Here is a 14,811-nt window from a genome sequence, read left to right on the forward strand (position 1 = left end):
GGCATAGGTATGGCACAGCAATGGATTTATCTGAATGGGGAATTTGTAACGAAAGAAGAAGCCAAAGTATCTGTATATGATCATGGCTTTCTTTATGGCGACGGTATTTTTGAAGGTATTCGTATTTATGGAGGGAATATCTTCAAGTGCAAGGAGCATCTGGATAGACTGTATGATTCCGCTAAGTCAATTATGCTGGACATGCCGTTAACGCTGGATGAGATGCAAGACGCGCTAGTGGAGACGATTCGCCGTAACGAGCTACAAGACGGGTATATTCGTCTTATCGTATCTCGCGGCCCGGGCAATCTGGGGCTTGATCCGAAGCGTTGTCCGCAGGCATGGGTAATCATCATCGTGGAGCAACTGGCGATATATCCTGAGGAAGCGTACAAGAACGGTCTTGTGTCCGTCTCCGTATCGCAGCGCCGCAACATTCCTGATGCGCTCAATCCGAAGATTAAGTCGCTGAACTACCTGAACAACATTCTAGTGAAAATCCAGGCGAATCTTGCGGGTGTGGGAGAAGCAATCATGCTCAATTCGCAAGGATATGTAGCGGAGGGTTCTAGCGACAATATCTTTATTATCAAGAATGGTACGGTCTTCACTCCTCCTTGTTATGTCGGTGCTCTGGAAGGCATTACGCGGGCGGCGATTATGGACTTGTGTCGGAAGTTCGGCTATCCGCTGAAGGAAGAACCGTTCACGCTGCATGACGTATATGTGGCAGATGAAGTATTCTTCACGGGAACGGCAGCAGAGGTTATCGCTGTTCGAGAAGTAGACGGTCGCACGATTGGCTCTGGACAAGCAGGTCCGATTACAACTCACTTGTTGAAGGAATTCCGCAGCATCGTAACTGTCGACGGTATTAAGGTTTACGAATAAGACGACTTTGTACAGAAATAGGCAACAATAAGGTGGACTGTCTCCTACTGGGGGCGGTCCTTTTTGTATGGAATTTGTGACAGGTGTGAAGGGATGAAAGAAAGCTCTCGGAACAGTGGGCATTAGCAGCTGGCTAAAGTGAAGGCCTAGGCCGCACTCTCCCATCAACTCAGAAGTGGGTAGAGGAGAGGTAGGTTGATGAGCGTTAGTGAAATGGGCAAGGTCGCGCCCTTCTCATTATTCAATCGGACAGTGAATTACGTTGGGTAAGCAGAAGAATTAAAAGAGATATGGTGATTAAATGAATACATGTAAGCGATTGATCAGATTCTGCTCCTGAGATAATGGGAGAGTGAAGAGGTTCTCAGAACATAGATAATGTGCGGCTCAACATCATGACTGGCAGAGTGCTATACGAGTTCGTCGACGGTACTTTATGGAGAGAATTGCACGAAGTGACAGGTTAATAGTGGCTCATGTTTGCTGAAGACAAAATTAATGGAGAGTTTTTTATGGAAAGAGGCGACACTCGCCCATGTTCTGCATAGGATATAGAGATTGATAACGGGCTTTAGCCTTGCCTGCTTATCCAGAACGTGACGGGAGGGTATCGTCGAGTGAAAATCCACATTGTGAAACAGGGCGACACATTATACTTTATAGGGAAGAAGTACAATGTTTCGCTCGAAGAAATCCTACATTTGAATCCAGGAATATCGAATCCGGATGCGCTGGAGGTCGGGATGAAAATAAAAGTTCCGTCCAGTCATCCCGGGAACAGCGGCGGAATGAGTGAGATGGACATTATGCACCAGCATATCGTGAAGCAAGGAGATACATTGTGGAAGTTGTCCAAAGCTTGGGGAGTTCCGCTTGCTACCATGATTCATGCCAATCCACACTTGAAAAATCCGAATGTATTGCTTACTGGAGAAGTAATCAACATTCCAAAAGCGAATGCACAAGTTCCCGCTACGACAGGTCAGTACGGGACGCAATCAACAAGTCCGAAATCGTCATTTATGCAAGGGGTGCAGGGCTTCGTAGGCAAGATGTCAACAGCTCCTGTCGTAGGGAAAACGTTGACAGGGCTTGCAGCGGGCAAAAAAAACACAGCTCCAATACCAAATAAGAAACCGACAGGTCCTATCGTATCCCCGGTACCGCCGGCAAAACCGGAAGCGAAGATAGAGCCGGAAGCAAAGAAAGTGGAGCCGTTAGCGACGAAGAAGGAGCCGGAAGCGAAGAAAGTGGAGCCATTAGCGACGAAGAAAGAGCCGGAAGCGAAGAAAGTGGAGCCATTGGCGACGAAGAAGGAGCCGGAAGCGAAGAAAGTGGAGCCATTGGCGATGAAGAAGGAGTCGGAAGCGAAGAAAGTGGAGCCATTGGCGACGAAGAAGGAGCCGGAAGCGAAAGTGGAGCCACTGACCTCAAAGGTAATGCCTCAATCATCAAAGATGGAGCCGCTGAGCAACATGGGCCCAAGTGGAGTGAACGTGCAGCCGCTAAGCAACATGGGCCCAAGTGGAGTGAACGTGCAGCCGCTGAGCAACATGGGCCCAAGTGGAGTGAACGTGCAGCCGCTGAGCAACATGGGTCCAAGTGGAGTGAATGTGCAGCCGCTGAGCAATATGGGCCCAAGTGGAGGAAACATGCAGCCGCTGAGCAACATGGGTCCAAGTGGAGTGAACGTGCAGCCGCTGAGCAACATGGGCCCAAGTGGAGTGAACGTGCAGCCGCTAAGCAACATGGGCCCAAGTGGAGTGAACGTGCAGCCGCTGAGCAACATGGGTCCAAGTGGAGTGAACGTGCAGCCGCTAAGCAACACGGGCCCAAGTGGAGTGAATGTGCAGCCGCTGAGCAACATGGGCCCAAGTGGAGTGAATGTGCAGCCGCTGAGCAATATGGGCCCAAGTGGAGGAAACATGCAGCCATTGTCCAATGTTGCTCCCTACTCGGCAGAGAATACGGGGAAAGTATCCCCCTACAGCGGGAAGGGGAAGAAACCCCCAGTACAACAGCAAAGCGAGAATAATGTGAACTCAAATTCAATGAATGGCGATTACATGCAGAGTATGGATCTATTCCAGCAGTATCAGTTGCCGGCTTATGATATGATGCAATACGATTATCCATCATCACCTGACGAGAATATGTATATGCCGATAAGCAAAGGGGAAATGAATGCAGCGATTTACGGAATGAAGGAAAAAACAACTATTTCGCCGAGCGAAATGGGCGGATATGTCCACCCACTCAGTATGGGTTACCCTATGCAGCCCACCTTCATGCCCTATGGAGCGGGTCCCGGGTGGGGATACGGCAACCCCATGGTTAATGTGATGCATCAGGGCGGTAATATGGCTGCTCCCGACATGATGCCGCTGTCGAATGCATCGAACGCAGGGATGGTCTCGCCGCTGTCGAATGCGTCGAACGCAGGGATGGTCTCGCCGCTGTCGAATGCGTCGAACGCAGGGATGGTCTCGCCGCTGTCGAATGCATCGAACGCAGGGATGGTCTCGCCGCTGTCCGCCATGTATCCGCCACCGGGATTTGATGGAGCTTCGAACCCCTACTGGGCAGTAGGCTATCCACCGATGTGGTCCTATTCAGGGGAAGCCGATCAAGACCAACCCGTTCAAACCAATACGAAGGGTGACTATAGTGAGCGGATAGAAGAGGCGGAAGAAATGGATGGCCTCCAGGAATCGGTACCCCAATCAAAGAAAAAGACTCGTAAAAAAAAGAAAAAAGCGATCATTCGAACTATAGCGCCAAAGCCGAAGAAGAGAACGACTTACGTGAGCAGACCTTGGATTAATCATTAGGCTGTTGTCCACAGCTGCGCTGCATAATATAGAGCAAATTGCGCAAACTATCCCCAAAAAGCGCAAAGGGGTCAGTCCTTATGATGGCAATTCGAATGTGGAAGCGATTGAAAAAGCGTTTGCGCCGTTCGCGTAGGCCGCTGCCGCTGTGGACATTAGGAAGGATCGCCGTCACCATATGGATGGTGATCGCGATAGACGGGCTGATTTTTCAGCCCGTCTTGCATGCTGAAAACATGATTAACAATCCGCCATTCCACCAAATATTAATGGAACAAGAAGCTAATGTAGAGGTTGTATTGAAGCGTATCTATGTTTGCGGTGAGGAGACGGAATCGCTTGGGCGAATGTCTGTCCTCCAGCTTAACCGTATGCTTCAAGATCACTGGGAATGGAGAGTTGAAGCCAAGGATGAAGCGAAGACCGTTATTGTAGCTGAAATTAACGATTTGTCTGACTATTGCAAATCCAATGCCTACTTTGGTGTAGATCGCGATGGCAATTTGTCCTTATATGACGGGCTTCCGAAAGAAGAGAAGGTACTGCGGACTTTTTTTCAGCTGGATATTGAATTTATGGAGAGCAGCCTGCCCAAAAAGCAGATCTATGCTCTGGTAACCGGTATTCGTGTTTCCGACATGGACGAGTATTATAGCGTGCTTTCGACGTTCAGCGATTTTGCGATGGAGCAAAATACAAAAGCAATGGAAACGATCCCAACCGGGCAGTAGCGTCTTGAAGGCTCTCGTTGCTTTTCTCGGTCTAATAAATAAGCCGGCTTTCGATCTTCATCAAACGTCCGTTCTCATTTCAAGCAAATTTTGCTATAATGAAGGGCAGGCATTAAGAGATGAGATAGGAGCTGGCAATTTGCGTGTGTTGGGTATAGACCCCGGAATAGCGATCGCGGGGTTCGGATTTATTGATAAACAAGGACATAAGCTGACCCCTGTGCAATATGGCGCGATACAGACGGAGGCCCATACGCCACAGGAGGAGCGCTTATTGCAAATCTATGAATCTGCCGGAGCGCTGATAGATCGCTATAAGCCGGATTCCGTCGCAGTGGAGAAGTTGTTCTTCAATCGTAATGTGACGACGGCTTTCGCTGTCGGACAGGCGCGAGGAGTCATTATATTAGCCGCGGCACAACGCGGGCTGCCCGTAGCGGAGTATACGCCGCTGCAGGTAAAGCAATCCGTCGTAGGATATGGGAAAGCAGAGAAGCGCCAAGTGCAGGAGATGGTGAAAATGTTCCTGAAGCTGTCCGCCGTTCCGAAGCCGGATGATGTGGCGGATGCGCTGGCAGTAGCCATATGTCATGCTCATTCCGCGACAATGACTCAAAAAATTAACGAGGTGACCCGTTCATGATCGATTTTTTGCGCGGAAAAATTGTACATATCGACGCAGAGTACGTCGTTGTTGATGTTCGCGATGTCGGATATCGTGTCTTTACGCCTAATCCTTACGAATTCGTTGGGAAGGATGAAGCGGCGACGATCTATATTCATCATCATGTGCGGGAGGACGCCATTCTACTCTATGGATTCCTGTCGCGTGAACAACAGACACTGTTCCGCAAGCTGCTGGATGTATCTGGCATCGGACCGAGAGTGGCGTTAGGCATCCTGTCGGCGGGGCGTCCCGAGACGATCATTGCCGCGATTCAACAGGAGAATATCGGTTTCCTGACAAAGCTGCCCGGCATCGGGAAGAAGACGGCACAGCGCATGATTCTGGACTTGAAGGATAAGCTTCTGGGAGCTTCTGATGCCGCCAGCCTTGCAGCAGCAGGAATAGTATCAGAGCCTGCGGATGGTGATAACGGACAAGGGAGCGGGACTGCCTGGCAGGAAGCCCGCGACGGTCTTGCCGCGCTTGGTTATACCGCTTCGGAACTGGATGCGGCTTGGAACAAGATGAAAGATTCCGTCACTCCGGAAATAACGGTAGACGCCCTGATGAAGTTGGCGCTTCAGCAGTTGTTCAAAGGGTAACGGAAAGGAGAGGAAGCTATGGATGACCGGATTGTATCCGCGAACCTGATGATGGATGAACACGCCGTCGAGTTGAGCTTGCGCCCCCGATATCTCGCGGAATATATCGGGCAAAGCAAAGCAAAGGAAAATTTGAAAATCTATATCGAAGCCGCCAAGCTCCGTAAGGAGGCACTGGATCATGTGCTCCTCTACGGCCCGCCAGGTCTAGGCAAGACTACCTTGTCCAATATTATCGCTAATGAGCTTGGCGTTAACCTAAGAACGACGTCGGGACCGGCTATCGAACGACCTGGCGATTTGGCGGCGCTGCTGACGAATTTGCAGGAAGGCGATGTGTTGTTTATTGATGAAATTCATCGTCTACACCGTACGGTTGAGGAAGTGCTTTATCCCGCGATGGAGGACTTCGCTCTGGATATCATGATTGGCAAGGGGCCAAGTGCACGCTCCGTCCGGTTGGATTTACCGCCGTTCACGTTAATCGGCGCGACGACGAGAGCGGGACTTTTGTCCGCGCCGTTACGGGACCGATTCGGAGTCGTCAGCCGACTGGAATTTTATACGGTGGATGAGCTGGCTTTTATTGTATCGCGTGCTGCGGAAATATTGGAAGTGAGCATCGTTGGCGAAGCTGCGTCGGAGATCGCCATGCGCTCCAGAGGGACACCGCGGATTGCGAATCGGCTTCTGAAGCGGGTAAGGGACTTCGCTCAGGTAAGAGGTGACGGCATCATTACCCATGACATTGCGCAGTCGGCTTTATCGCTTCTGCAAGTTGATCCACAAGGGCTGGACGACATCGATCATAAGATGCTTCGTGCCATGATGGTTACTTTCTCAGGTAGACCGGTCGGACTGGATACCATTGCTGCGACAATCGGCGAAGAGAGTCAGACGATTGAAGACGTCTACGAGCCGTATCTGATGCAGATTGGGTTCCTGCAGCGTACGCCTCGGGGCAGGATAGCCACGGAGAGCGCCTATCAGCATTTGGGACTTCCCTTGCCCACGGATCGTTAACCCATCAAGAGAGGAGAGAAATCATGACTTCCGGTAAGTCAATTCGCATTTATCTAATCATCACGTTATGCGCTATGCTATGGATTACCGCGATAGGACCACAATCGACTTATGCGGCGGTTCCAAAGATGGATACGATTCGGGTGGCGATGTATATGAGTTTACCCGGTAAATACCAGTCTACTACGCCGGCTGCCACCTTCTCTTCACAAGGCGGCATAGTCGTGAGCATGCAGCGGCAAGGCGGCAATTCGCCTTGGTTCCAAGTTGGACCGACAGAGAAGGCTCGCTTCGCACTGGATAATTACGGCGTGAAGTTGCTGGAGACGGGAGATTTCGCCGTTGCACAGCAAGCGCATACTCATATTACTTCTTCAGGAGGCACATCTTCGATCATCTCCTTGTCCAAGAAGGGGAGGAAGGTCTATCAGCTTCGTGAAGGTAGCTATACCAGTGAAGCCGAGGCATCCGCAGCGCGTAAGCGTTGGGAGAGCAATACGTTGTTGAAGGCGATGATGGGGGGATTCAGAGCAGAATTGTTAGGGCCTTACCATCTGCAATCACAGCCTCTGAAGACGAGAGCGGAGGCGGAACGTGCGGCCGTCGCATATGGCATTGCCGGCGAAGACGCTTATGTTGGCATGAAGGAGGGAGAGGACGGTTCGCCACATTATTTCGTAGCGGTTGGTCAAGCCTCCTCTCCATCGGCTCTAAAGGCGATTGGCGCCGCCGCATCTGCGGCAGCGGGAACTACTGCCCTTAAGACCATGGATGAGGACGAGCCGTATCTGATTATGCAGCTCGACCATACCAGAAGCAGTAGTTCGGGCGAATCCCGGTATCTGTTGCCAGCAGACAGCTTCAAAGTATGGCTGTCGCCAGCAGGAGAAGCGGCTATACGACTGGAAGAGCGCAGTAATCGAATCTATAGAGGGCAGTTCGAGGTAAGCGGCTTCCAGAACAAGCTGGCCGTCGTGAATGAACTGCCGTTGGAACAGTATTTGTATTCCGTCGTAGCTGTAGAGATGTACCCTTCTTGGCCGCTGGAGGCACTGAAAGCGCAAGCGGTGGCAGCCCGTTCGTTCGCTGTTCGTGGCGGTACAGGCTTCCAGATCGCACATGTGGTGGATACAACGCTAAGTCAGGCTTATTATGGGACGGAGAAGGAGCACCCTTCCACTACGAAGGCCGTGGATGAGACAAAGGGAGAAGTGGCTCTGTACAATGGAAGCATCATTGAAGCGCTATATTCGGCCAATAGCGGCGGAATGACATCGGATTCGGCTGAGGTATGGGGTAATGCTATCCCTTATTTGCAGCCGGTCGCAAGCCCTGACGAATCTGCAGAAGCAGGTCTGCATGACTGGTACCATGTTGTGCTTCCGAACGGTAAGCTTGGATATGTACGCGAGGATCTGGTGGAGGGTACTGGGGAGACTACAGCAGCAGGAAGCGCATTGTTAAAGGTGAAGGCGGACGGGACCAACATTCGCGTGCATCCCGTTATTCAGTCCAGCGTGCCCGTCGTGGCGCAGGCGAATCAAGGAACGCGTCTCATCGCGCTAGACAGGGTGAAGGAATCCAATCCTATGAACTGGATGCGGGGACCGTTCACAGGAGAGCAACTGCAGACAAGCTTGAACGCAAGGCTATCTGACAAGCTGGCGGCACCTGTTCGTACGTTGGAGGTGAGCGAACGCGGTCCTTCGGGTCGCGCGACAGCCCTTAAGGTGAATGGTAAGGAAGTGCCCTTGAAGTCTCCAGATTCTATACGTTCCTTGCTGGGTGTAGGCGAATCACTGCCTAGCACCAAGCTGAACGTGACAGAGACTGGCGACGCTGTAATACTGGGTGGCGGAGAACAACGTTCATCGATCGGAAGTCAGGATGGGGTGTATGTACAAGGAGCTGATGACCGAGCGAGTGTCCATCATAACAACCATTTGTTCATTATGAATGGCGAAGGTGAACTTGTCGCAAGTCCGATGGAACGCTCCTTTCTGTTCACGGGACAAGGTAACGGACACGGTGTGGGCATGTCCCAATACGGCGCGTTGAGTCTAGCGCAGCAAGGGTATGACTATCAATATATTTTGAAATACTATTACAACGGGATAACCATAGCTAAGGAATGATAATAAAACATGAATGTAGATTGGTTTGATTTCGAATTGCCGGAGCGCCTGATCGCCCAAACTCCGCTTCATGAACGAACGGCATCCCGCCTGCTCATGCTGAATCGCCAGACGGGGGATGTGGAACATGGCAGCTTTAGGGAACTGGAAGATCGGCTGATGGAAGGCGATGTGCTGGTACTGAATAATACAAGGGTCATACCCGCGAGGTTAATTGGCAACAAACCCGACACGGGCGCCAAGGTAGAGCTGCTGTTGCTGAAGCAGCTTGGCGATGACCGCTGGGAGGCGCTCGTCAAGCCGGCCAAGCGGCTGAAGAAGGGAGCAGTGATGTCGTTCGGCGAGGGGGCTGACGGTCAGCCATTGCTGAAGGCTGTGGTAGAGGAAGAAGGCGATATGGGAGCGAGAACGATCTCCTTCTCCTATGAGGGCATATTCCAGGAGCTGCTTGATCAGTTAGGCGAGATGCCGCTTCCGCCATACATCAAGGAGCGGCTAGAGGAGTCTGAGCGTTACCAGACCGTGTATTCCCTGCATGAAGGCTCTGCCGCTGCGCCGACCGCCGGCCTGCATTTCACGAAGGAAATGTTGGAGCGAATCCAGAACAAGGGAGTTAAGCTGGCATACATCACACTTCATGTCGGTCTGGGCACATTCCGGCCGATGTCCGCGGAGCGGGTGGAGGATCATGAGATGCATGCGGAGTTCTATCAACTAGACGATGCCAATGCAGCGCTGCTGCAGGAAGCGAGAGAGCAGGGCAGAAGAATTGTAGCGGTTGGCACCACGTCGGCCAGAACGTTGGAGACGGTAGCGGACATTTGCGGAGATGGACCGATTACGGCTTGCAGCGGCTGGACTTCTATCTTTATTTTTCCGGGCTACTCCTTTAAACTGGTAGATGCGCTGTTAACCAATTTCCACTTGCCCAAATCGACGCTTGTCATGCTCGTCAGCGCCCTTGCGGGACGGGATCACATTATGCAAGCCTATAGGGAAGCTGTGGAGCGGGAATATCGGTTTTTCAGCTTTGGCGATGCCATGTTTATCTACTAATAATTGAAGAATAGGAAGCGTGAATAGTGGCTGTTAAATACGAGTTTATTAAACAATGCAAGCAATCGGGTGCCAGACTGGGTCGTGTTCATACGCCGCATGGCATCATCGATACGCCTACTTTTATGCCTGTAGGGACGCAAGCGACGGTGAAGACGATGAGCCCGGAGGAACTGAAGGCGATGGATGCTCATATCATTCTAAGCAATACGTATCACCTGTTCCTCCGTCCCGGTCATGATATTGTAAGGAAGGCGGGAGGACTGCACAAGTTCATGAACTGGGATCGTCCCATCCTGACGGATAGCGGCGGCTTCCAAGTGTTCAGCTTGAGCGCGATGCGCAAAATTACGGAGGAAGGCGTGCAGTTCCGTTCGCATTTGAACGGGGACAAGTTATTCATCGGACCGGAGACGGCAATGGAGATTCAGAATGCTCTCGGCTCAGACATTATGATGGCATTCGATGAGTGCCCGCCGTATCCTGCAGAGTATGAATACGTGAAGCAATCGACAGAGAGGACGTCCAGATGGGCCGAGCGATGCTTGAAATCGCATGCCCGTCCGCAGGACCAGGCGCTGTTCGCCATCGTTCAGGGCGGAATGCACGAAGATTTGCGCGTTCAGAGCGCAAAAGATTTGACTTCCATGGATTTCCCGGGGTATGCTATTGGAGGATTGAGCGTAGGCGAGCCCAAGCATCTGATGTATGAGGTGCTTGATTATACAGTGCCGCATTTGCCTTCGGACAAGCCCAGGTATTTAATGGGAGTAGGTTCGCCGGACGCATTGGTAGAAGGCGCAATACGCGGCATTGACATGTTTGATTGCGTTTTGCCGACCCGGATAGCAAGGAATGGCACGACGATGACAAGCGGAGGAAGGCTCGTCATTCGAAATGCCAAATTTTCGGAGGACTTCGGTCCTTTGGACCCCAATTGCTCCTGCTATACGTGTACGAACTACTCTAGAGCGTATATTCGTCACTTGCTGAAGGCCGATGAGACGTTCGGCATTCGTCTGACGACTTACCATAACTTGCACTTTTTGCTGCAGCTCATGCGGGATGTACGCCAGGCTATTATGGAAGACAGGCTTCTGGATTTCCGGGATTCCTTCTTCGAGGCGTACGGACTTAATGATAATGAAAGAGGATTTTGAAAGGGGTGAATGCAATGTCGATGTGGTTAGCCACCGGGACTGCTGCAGAAGGAGGGTCCATCTGGGCACTGATCTGGCCGTTTCTTCTCATGTTCGCGGTCTTTTATTTCTTGCTTATCCGTCCGCAGCAGAAGAAGCAGAAGCAGCGCAATGCGATGCTGAATGAATTGAAGAAGGGCGATAAAATTACGACTATCGGCGGACTTCACGGTACGATCGTCGAGATCACTGATGATACGATCGTTCTTCGTGTCAATGATACGACGAAGATGACGTTCGAACGCAGCGCAATCAGCAGTATTGTATCTGCCAGTCCTACCGCTTCTGAATAAGGGACCGAAAGGTCTGCAAGCTTACATGCTTGCAGACCTTTCTTCATCTGCTCATATTGACGCCGACCATTCCTCCAAGCGCACCCGCCAACAATACAACGCCTAGCATAATGAAGCTGTGAAGTGAGAAGGATGCATTCACAGCAAGGAAGCTGACAATGATTACGATCATGCCGTACAGAACGCCTAGCATCGCTCCATTATACCATCCCCGTCTGAACGAACGCTTGCCGCAAGTAAAACCTCCTACCAGTGACGAACATCCATGTACAATCATGGCATAGGTGCCAAGCTCGCTTTCCTTCATCGCAGTAAGGTGCAGCAGCAAGGACAGCAGCAGCGCGCCAGCCGCTAGCCAGATTAACGCATAGGCAAGACCCGCTAACATCGGCATGACGATAATTGGGGCTTGCTGAGGTTGAGATTGTTTGACAGAGTTCATACCAGCCTAATCCTCCTATTAACCTTGATATTACACCATATGGCCAAGACGTCCGAATTAGTACAAGTTGCCGCGGATTATTCCTGCCATATATTCAGATACTGTTATCAGCAAGCTCAGGTAAGGAGGAGCTCGACCGTTGGAACTATGGAGCATGATCATTCGAACGATATTGATTTATTTCATCATTACTCTGATCATGAGATTGATGGGCAAGCGCGAGATCGGCAAGTTGTCGGTGCTCGACCTGGTCATCTCTGTCATGATCGCAGAGATAGCCGTTATCGTCATTGAGGATATTCAGCGTCCATTGTGGGAAGGCATAGTACCCATGATCATCCTTCTGATTATACAAGTGGGAACGGCGTTAATGACGATGAACAACCGCAAGCTTCGGTTGCTGTTCGATGGCAAGCCGAGCGTTATTATTGCGAAAGGCAAGATCGATCGAGACATCATGAAGAAGCAGAGATACAATCTCGACGATCTCCTGCTTCAGCTTAGAGAAAATCAGATTACGTCCGTAGCAGACGTGGAATTTGCCATACTAGAAACAAGCGGCAAGCTGTCCGTCATTCCGAAGGAGGGTAGATTCGCGCAGGAATCAGACAAGGACAGTGAGGGTAGTGAGACGCCTGATGTCAATGTGGAAAAAAGCAGTGTAACACCTTATTCGAAAGGAAGGGAAGAGATCATTCCTCGCGGTTTCCGCTATGAAATTTTGCCTATTCCTTTAATTATGGATGGTAAAGTTCAGGATGAAAATTTGATTAAAATAGAAAAAACCAGATTTTGGCTTAAAAATGTACTTCAAGAGCAAGGCGTAACAAACTTCAAGGATGTTTTTCTATGCACGATTGATCATAAGGGCAAGCTGTTCGTAGATATCGTTACGCGAAAACGAACTACTTAAACCATCTTCCGATGAAAGGAACCCTTGCAACATCATAACGGTCAATGATGCGCATCCATATCATCAATAACAAATAAATAACCCCTCCGACAAAGCATGAGACGAGCATATTGATCCATTCCATCGTTAGGGGCTGATGGGTCATAATCCACTTTGCCGCACCGGCCATAATGATCATGGCGGCGCCAACCTTGAAGAAATCGGTCATGTTCATTCGGTAGCCGATAAAGCGCAACACACTGATGCCGTGCAAGACGGTGACGAGAATAATATTGACATTAATGGCAATGATGGCGCCGTTAATGCCCAGTTCCGGCTGTGAAGCAAGCTGAACGATTAGAATGAGTTTGATTGCGGCGCCGACAAAAGTGTTCATCAGCGCCGTTCCTGGCTTATCCAACGCTTGTAGTGCAGCCTGCAGCGGAGCTTGCAGGTAGATAAACAGGCCGACAGGAGCGAGCAGTTGCAACATGGGCGCTATTTCGGCATGCGCATAGACGATTCGGCATAATGGCTCGGCGAAGAGAGCCATGACAACGACGAACGGCGCTCCTGCGACAAGCGAGAGCCGCATGGACTGATGCAAGCGCTTATGGATAAGCGCCTTATCCCCCTTCGCGGCCGCTTCAGACAATGATGGTACAAGCGATACGGCAAGGGAATAGGTTAGTGCGGTAGGCAGAAGCAGCAGTGGGATAATCATGCCTTGCAGCGCGCCGTATTGCGCCGTTGCGATGCCGGTTGCGATGCCCGCGGCTGCCAGGCTTCGCGAGATGAATATGGATTCTAGGAGATAGGATAGCGAGCCGACCATTCGGCTTCCCGTGACGGGCACCGACAACCCAAGCAGCCTGCGCAGGATCGGTGTTGAATGATTGTTCTGCTGATCGGTCGAGGATGAGTCTTCTACTTCCGAAGAAGGTTGCTCAGGCTGTCTCCTGTCTCGGCGATAGAGCCATAGAAGTACAGCGAGACTTCCAATCTCTCCGGCGACGACTCCGAGCATGGCGCCGGCAGCCCCCCACTCTAGCCCATATGGCAATAATAGGTAAGCTAGTGCCAGTGAGCCGATAATACGAATGATAGTCTCAACCGTCTGGGATATTGCGCTTGGTATCATGTTCTGCATGCCTTGAAAGTATCCTCGGTATACGGAGGATATACCGATTATGACTAGGAGCGGAGACATCATCAAAAAGGAGTAATAGACGCGTGAATCCGGTAATATGTTCCGAATAATGAAAGGCGCGAACAGCAGCATGCCAATCGTCAGGACCGTTGCGAGCGAGACGGTTAGCGCCATGGCGGTTCGGAATATTTGCTTGATTCTTCGATGATCCCCTTTGGACTCCGCTTCGGCAATCCATTTCGCAATGGCCAGCGGAATGCCTCCTGTAATGATTGTTAGCAGTACAATGAGGAACGGATAGCTGAGTTGATAAATACCGACACCTTCCGCTCCTATAATACGCGGCAGCGTAATGCGTGGGAGAAATCCCAGCAGCCGATTTACAATGCCTGCTATGAGCAATATCATGGCTCCTTTAATAAATGATTGTTTCCTCATGGCTTCGTCTCTCATCTCCTTGTGGCACGCTTGTACTATTATCTTTATGCGGCATGTCCGCTTGCATGTCTGACAATTTTCTCTCACGCTGAATGAAGCAGGAGATCGACTGCATCTGGCGAATATAGTAGGCGAACAGCAATCTATGGGGGTGCGGCGATGCAAGCGGAAGAACTGGAAGCTATCATCGAGGAGTTATGTCACAGCAAGGCGGAAGAATTCAGGCTCCTCGGTTACGAGCATGTGTCGGGACAAGAGGTATGGGCATGCGTCAATGCTAAGTATGCCAAGAAAGGAATGCCGGAGCTGCATCAGCTGGTTAACGATATTTTGTCGCTAAAGGTGACGCAGTTTATGAACTTTTTAACACTTAGCGCTTATAAAGGAGACCCTATTTAATTGTCATGCGGTCTCTTTTTTTTGACTCGTTTTTCACCCATCGTTATAATAGGACTATTGAG

Annotated in this window: 14 protein-coding genes; 12 read left to right on the forward strand and 2 right to left on the reverse strand. The window is 50.8% G+C overall.

What is annotated here, in order from left to right:
* Positions 1 to 9: 9 nt before the first annotated feature.
* From ilvE to yajC, 10 genes are all read left to right on the forward strand, one after another.
* The gene (gene ilvE, locus ACFQ2I_RS23670; RefSeq protein ID WP_377568946.1) at positions 10 to 891 is read left to right on the forward strand and encodes a branched-chain-amino-acid transaminase; all 882 of its coding nucleotides are present in this window, start codon (positions 10 to 12) and stop codon (positions 889 to 891) included.
* Between the two features lie 743 nt (positions 892 to 1,634).
* Positions 1,635 to 3,722 (forward strand): LysM peptidoglycan-binding domain-containing protein, encoded by a 2,088-nt coding sequence (locus tag ACFQ2I_RS23675; protein ID WP_449290086.1) that lies wholly within the window; start codon positions 1,635 to 1,637, stop codon positions 3,720 to 3,722.
* 80 nt (positions 3,723 to 3,802) lie between these two features.
* Positions 3,803 to 4,453 (forward strand): BofC C-terminal domain-containing protein, encoded by a 651-nt coding sequence (locus ACFQ2I_RS23680; RefSeq protein ID WP_377568949.1) that lies wholly within the window; start codon positions 3,803 to 3,805, stop codon positions 4,451 to 4,453.
* A gap of 139 nt (positions 4,454 to 4,592) precedes the next feature.
* Positions 4,593 to 5,096, forward strand: a complete 504-nt coding sequence (gene ruvC, locus ACFQ2I_RS23685) for a crossover junction endodeoxyribonuclease RuvC (protein WP_377568952.1) — start codon at positions 4,593 to 4,595, stop codon at positions 5,094 to 5,096.
* Complete coding sequence (gene ruvA / locus ACFQ2I_RS23690) at positions 5,093 to 5,722, forward strand: Holliday junction branch migration protein RuvA (RefSeq protein WP_377568954.1); 630 nt, start codon at positions 5,093 to 5,095, stop codon at positions 5,720 to 5,722. The genes ruvC and ruvA overlap by 4 nt, the downstream gene beginning before the upstream one ends.
* A gap of 18 nt (positions 5,723 to 5,740) precedes the next feature.
* Positions 5,741 to 6,745, forward strand: coding sequence for a Holliday junction branch migration DNA helicase RuvB (gene ruvB, locus ACFQ2I_RS23695; RefSeq protein ID WP_377568957.1), 1,005 nt, complete (start codon positions 5,741 to 5,743; stop codon positions 6,743 to 6,745).
* Between the two features lie 23 nt (positions 6,746 to 6,768).
* Positions 6,769 to 8,880, forward strand: coding sequence for a SpoIID/LytB domain-containing protein (locus ACFQ2I_RS23700; RefSeq protein WP_377568960.1), 2,112 nt, complete (start codon positions 6,769 to 6,771; stop codon positions 8,878 to 8,880).
* Positions 8,881 to 8,889: 9 nt separating this feature from the next.
* Positions 8,890 to 9,936 (forward strand): tRNA preQ1(34) S-adenosylmethionine ribosyltransferase-isomerase QueA, encoded by a 1,047-nt coding sequence (gene queA / locus ACFQ2I_RS23705; RefSeq protein ID WP_377568963.1) that lies wholly within the window; start codon positions 8,890 to 8,892, stop codon positions 9,934 to 9,936.
* A gap of 23 nt (positions 9,937 to 9,959) precedes the next feature.
* Positions 9,960 to 11,096, forward strand: coding sequence for a tRNA guanosine(34) transglycosylase Tgt (tgt, locus tag ACFQ2I_RS23710; protein ID WP_377569032.1), 1,137 nt, complete (start codon positions 9,960 to 9,962; stop codon positions 11,094 to 11,096).
* Positions 11,097 to 11,116: 20 nt separating this feature from the next.
* Positions 11,117 to 11,428 (forward strand): preprotein translocase subunit YajC, encoded by a 312-nt coding sequence (gene yajC / locus ACFQ2I_RS23715; RefSeq protein ID WP_377569034.1) that lies wholly within the window; start codon positions 11,117 to 11,119, stop codon positions 11,426 to 11,428.
* 43 nt (positions 11,429 to 11,471) lie between these two features.
* On the opposite strand, the gene ACFQ2I_RS23720 is transcribed toward yajC, so the two are convergent.
* The gene (locus ACFQ2I_RS23720) at positions 11,472 to 11,870 is read right to left on the reverse strand and encodes a TIGR04086 family membrane protein (RefSeq protein ID WP_377568966.1); all 399 of its coding nucleotides are present in this window, start codon (positions 11,868 to 11,870) and stop codon (positions 11,472 to 11,474) included.
* Between the two features lie 154 nt (positions 11,871 to 12,024).
* Here ACFQ2I_RS23720 and ACFQ2I_RS23725 point away from each other — a divergent pair, with 154 nt between their 5' ends.
* Entirely contained in the window at positions 12,025 to 12,783 is a 759-nt protein-coding gene (locus tag ACFQ2I_RS23725; RefSeq protein ID WP_449290087.1) for a YetF domain-containing protein, read from the forward strand.
* On the opposite strand, the gene spoVB is transcribed toward ACFQ2I_RS23725, so the two are convergent.
* The gene (gene spoVB / locus ACFQ2I_RS23730; RefSeq protein ID WP_377568971.1) at positions 12,776 to 14,350 is read right to left on the reverse strand and encodes a stage V sporulation protein B; all 1,575 of its coding nucleotides are present in this window, start codon (positions 14,348 to 14,350) and stop codon (positions 12,776 to 12,778) included. The genes ACFQ2I_RS23725 and spoVB overlap by 8 nt on opposite strands.
* Positions 14,351 to 14,509: 159 nt before the next feature.
* Here spoVB and ACFQ2I_RS23735 point away from each other — a divergent pair, with 159 nt between their 5' ends.
* Positions 14,510 to 14,749 (forward strand): post-transcriptional regulator, encoded by a 240-nt coding sequence (locus ACFQ2I_RS23735; protein WP_377568974.1) that lies wholly within the window; start codon positions 14,510 to 14,512, stop codon positions 14,747 to 14,749.
* The last annotated feature ends 62 nt before the right edge of the window (positions 14,750 to 14,811 follow it).

Source organism: Paenibacillus chungangensis, from assembly GCF_042675905.1.
In the GTDB taxonomy this organism is placed as follows: domain Bacteria; phylum Bacillota; class Bacilli; order Paenibacillales; family Paenibacillaceae; genus Pristimantibacillus; species Pristimantibacillus chungangensis.

Excerpts from the sequence above, each read along its gene's own strand:
- ACFQ2I_RS23720 (WP_377568966.1), bottom strand. The coding sequence starts at position 11,870 with ATGAACTCTGTCAAACAATCTCAACCTCAGCAAGCCCCAATTATCGTC.
- ilvE (WP_377568946.1), top strand. The coding sequence starts at position 10 with ATGGCACAGCAATGGATTTATCTGAATGGGGAATTTGTAACGAAAGAA.
- ACFQ2I_RS23725 (WP_449290087.1), top strand. The coding sequence starts at position 12,025 with ATGATCATTCGAACGATATTGATTTATTTCATCATTACTCTGATCATG.
- spoVB (WP_377568971.1), bottom strand. The coding sequence starts at position 14,350 with ATGAGGAAACAATCATTTATTAAAGGAGCCATGATATTGCTCATAGCA.
- ACFQ2I_RS23700 (WP_377568960.1), top strand. The coding sequence starts at position 6,769 with ATGACTTCCGGTAAGTCAATTCGCATTTATCTAATCATCACGTTATGC.
- ACFQ2I_RS23675 (WP_449290086.1), top strand. The coding sequence starts at position 1,635 with ATGAAAATAAAAGTTCCGTCCAGTCATCCCGGGAACAGCGGCGGAATG.
- ACFQ2I_RS23735 (WP_377568974.1), top strand. The coding sequence starts at position 14,510 with ATGCAAGCGGAAGAACTGGAAGCTATCATCGAGGAGTTATGTCACAGC.
- ACFQ2I_RS23680 (WP_377568949.1), top strand. The coding sequence starts at position 3,803 with ATGATGGCAATTCGAATGTGGAAGCGATTGAAAAAGCGTTTGCGCCGT.
- queA (WP_377568963.1), top strand. The coding sequence starts at position 8,890 with ATGAATGTAGATTGGTTTGATTTCGAATTGCCGGAGCGCCTGATCGCC.
- yajC (WP_377569034.1), top strand. The coding sequence starts at position 11,117 with ATGTGGTTAGCCACCGGGACTGCTGCAGAAGGAGGGTCCATCTGGGCA.
- ruvB (WP_377568957.1), top strand. The coding sequence starts at position 5,741 with ATGGATGACCGGATTGTATCCGCGAACCTGATGATGGATGAACACGCC.
- ruvA (WP_377568954.1), top strand. The coding sequence starts at position 5,093 with ATGATCGATTTTTTGCGCGGAAAAATTGTACATATCGACGCAGAGTAC.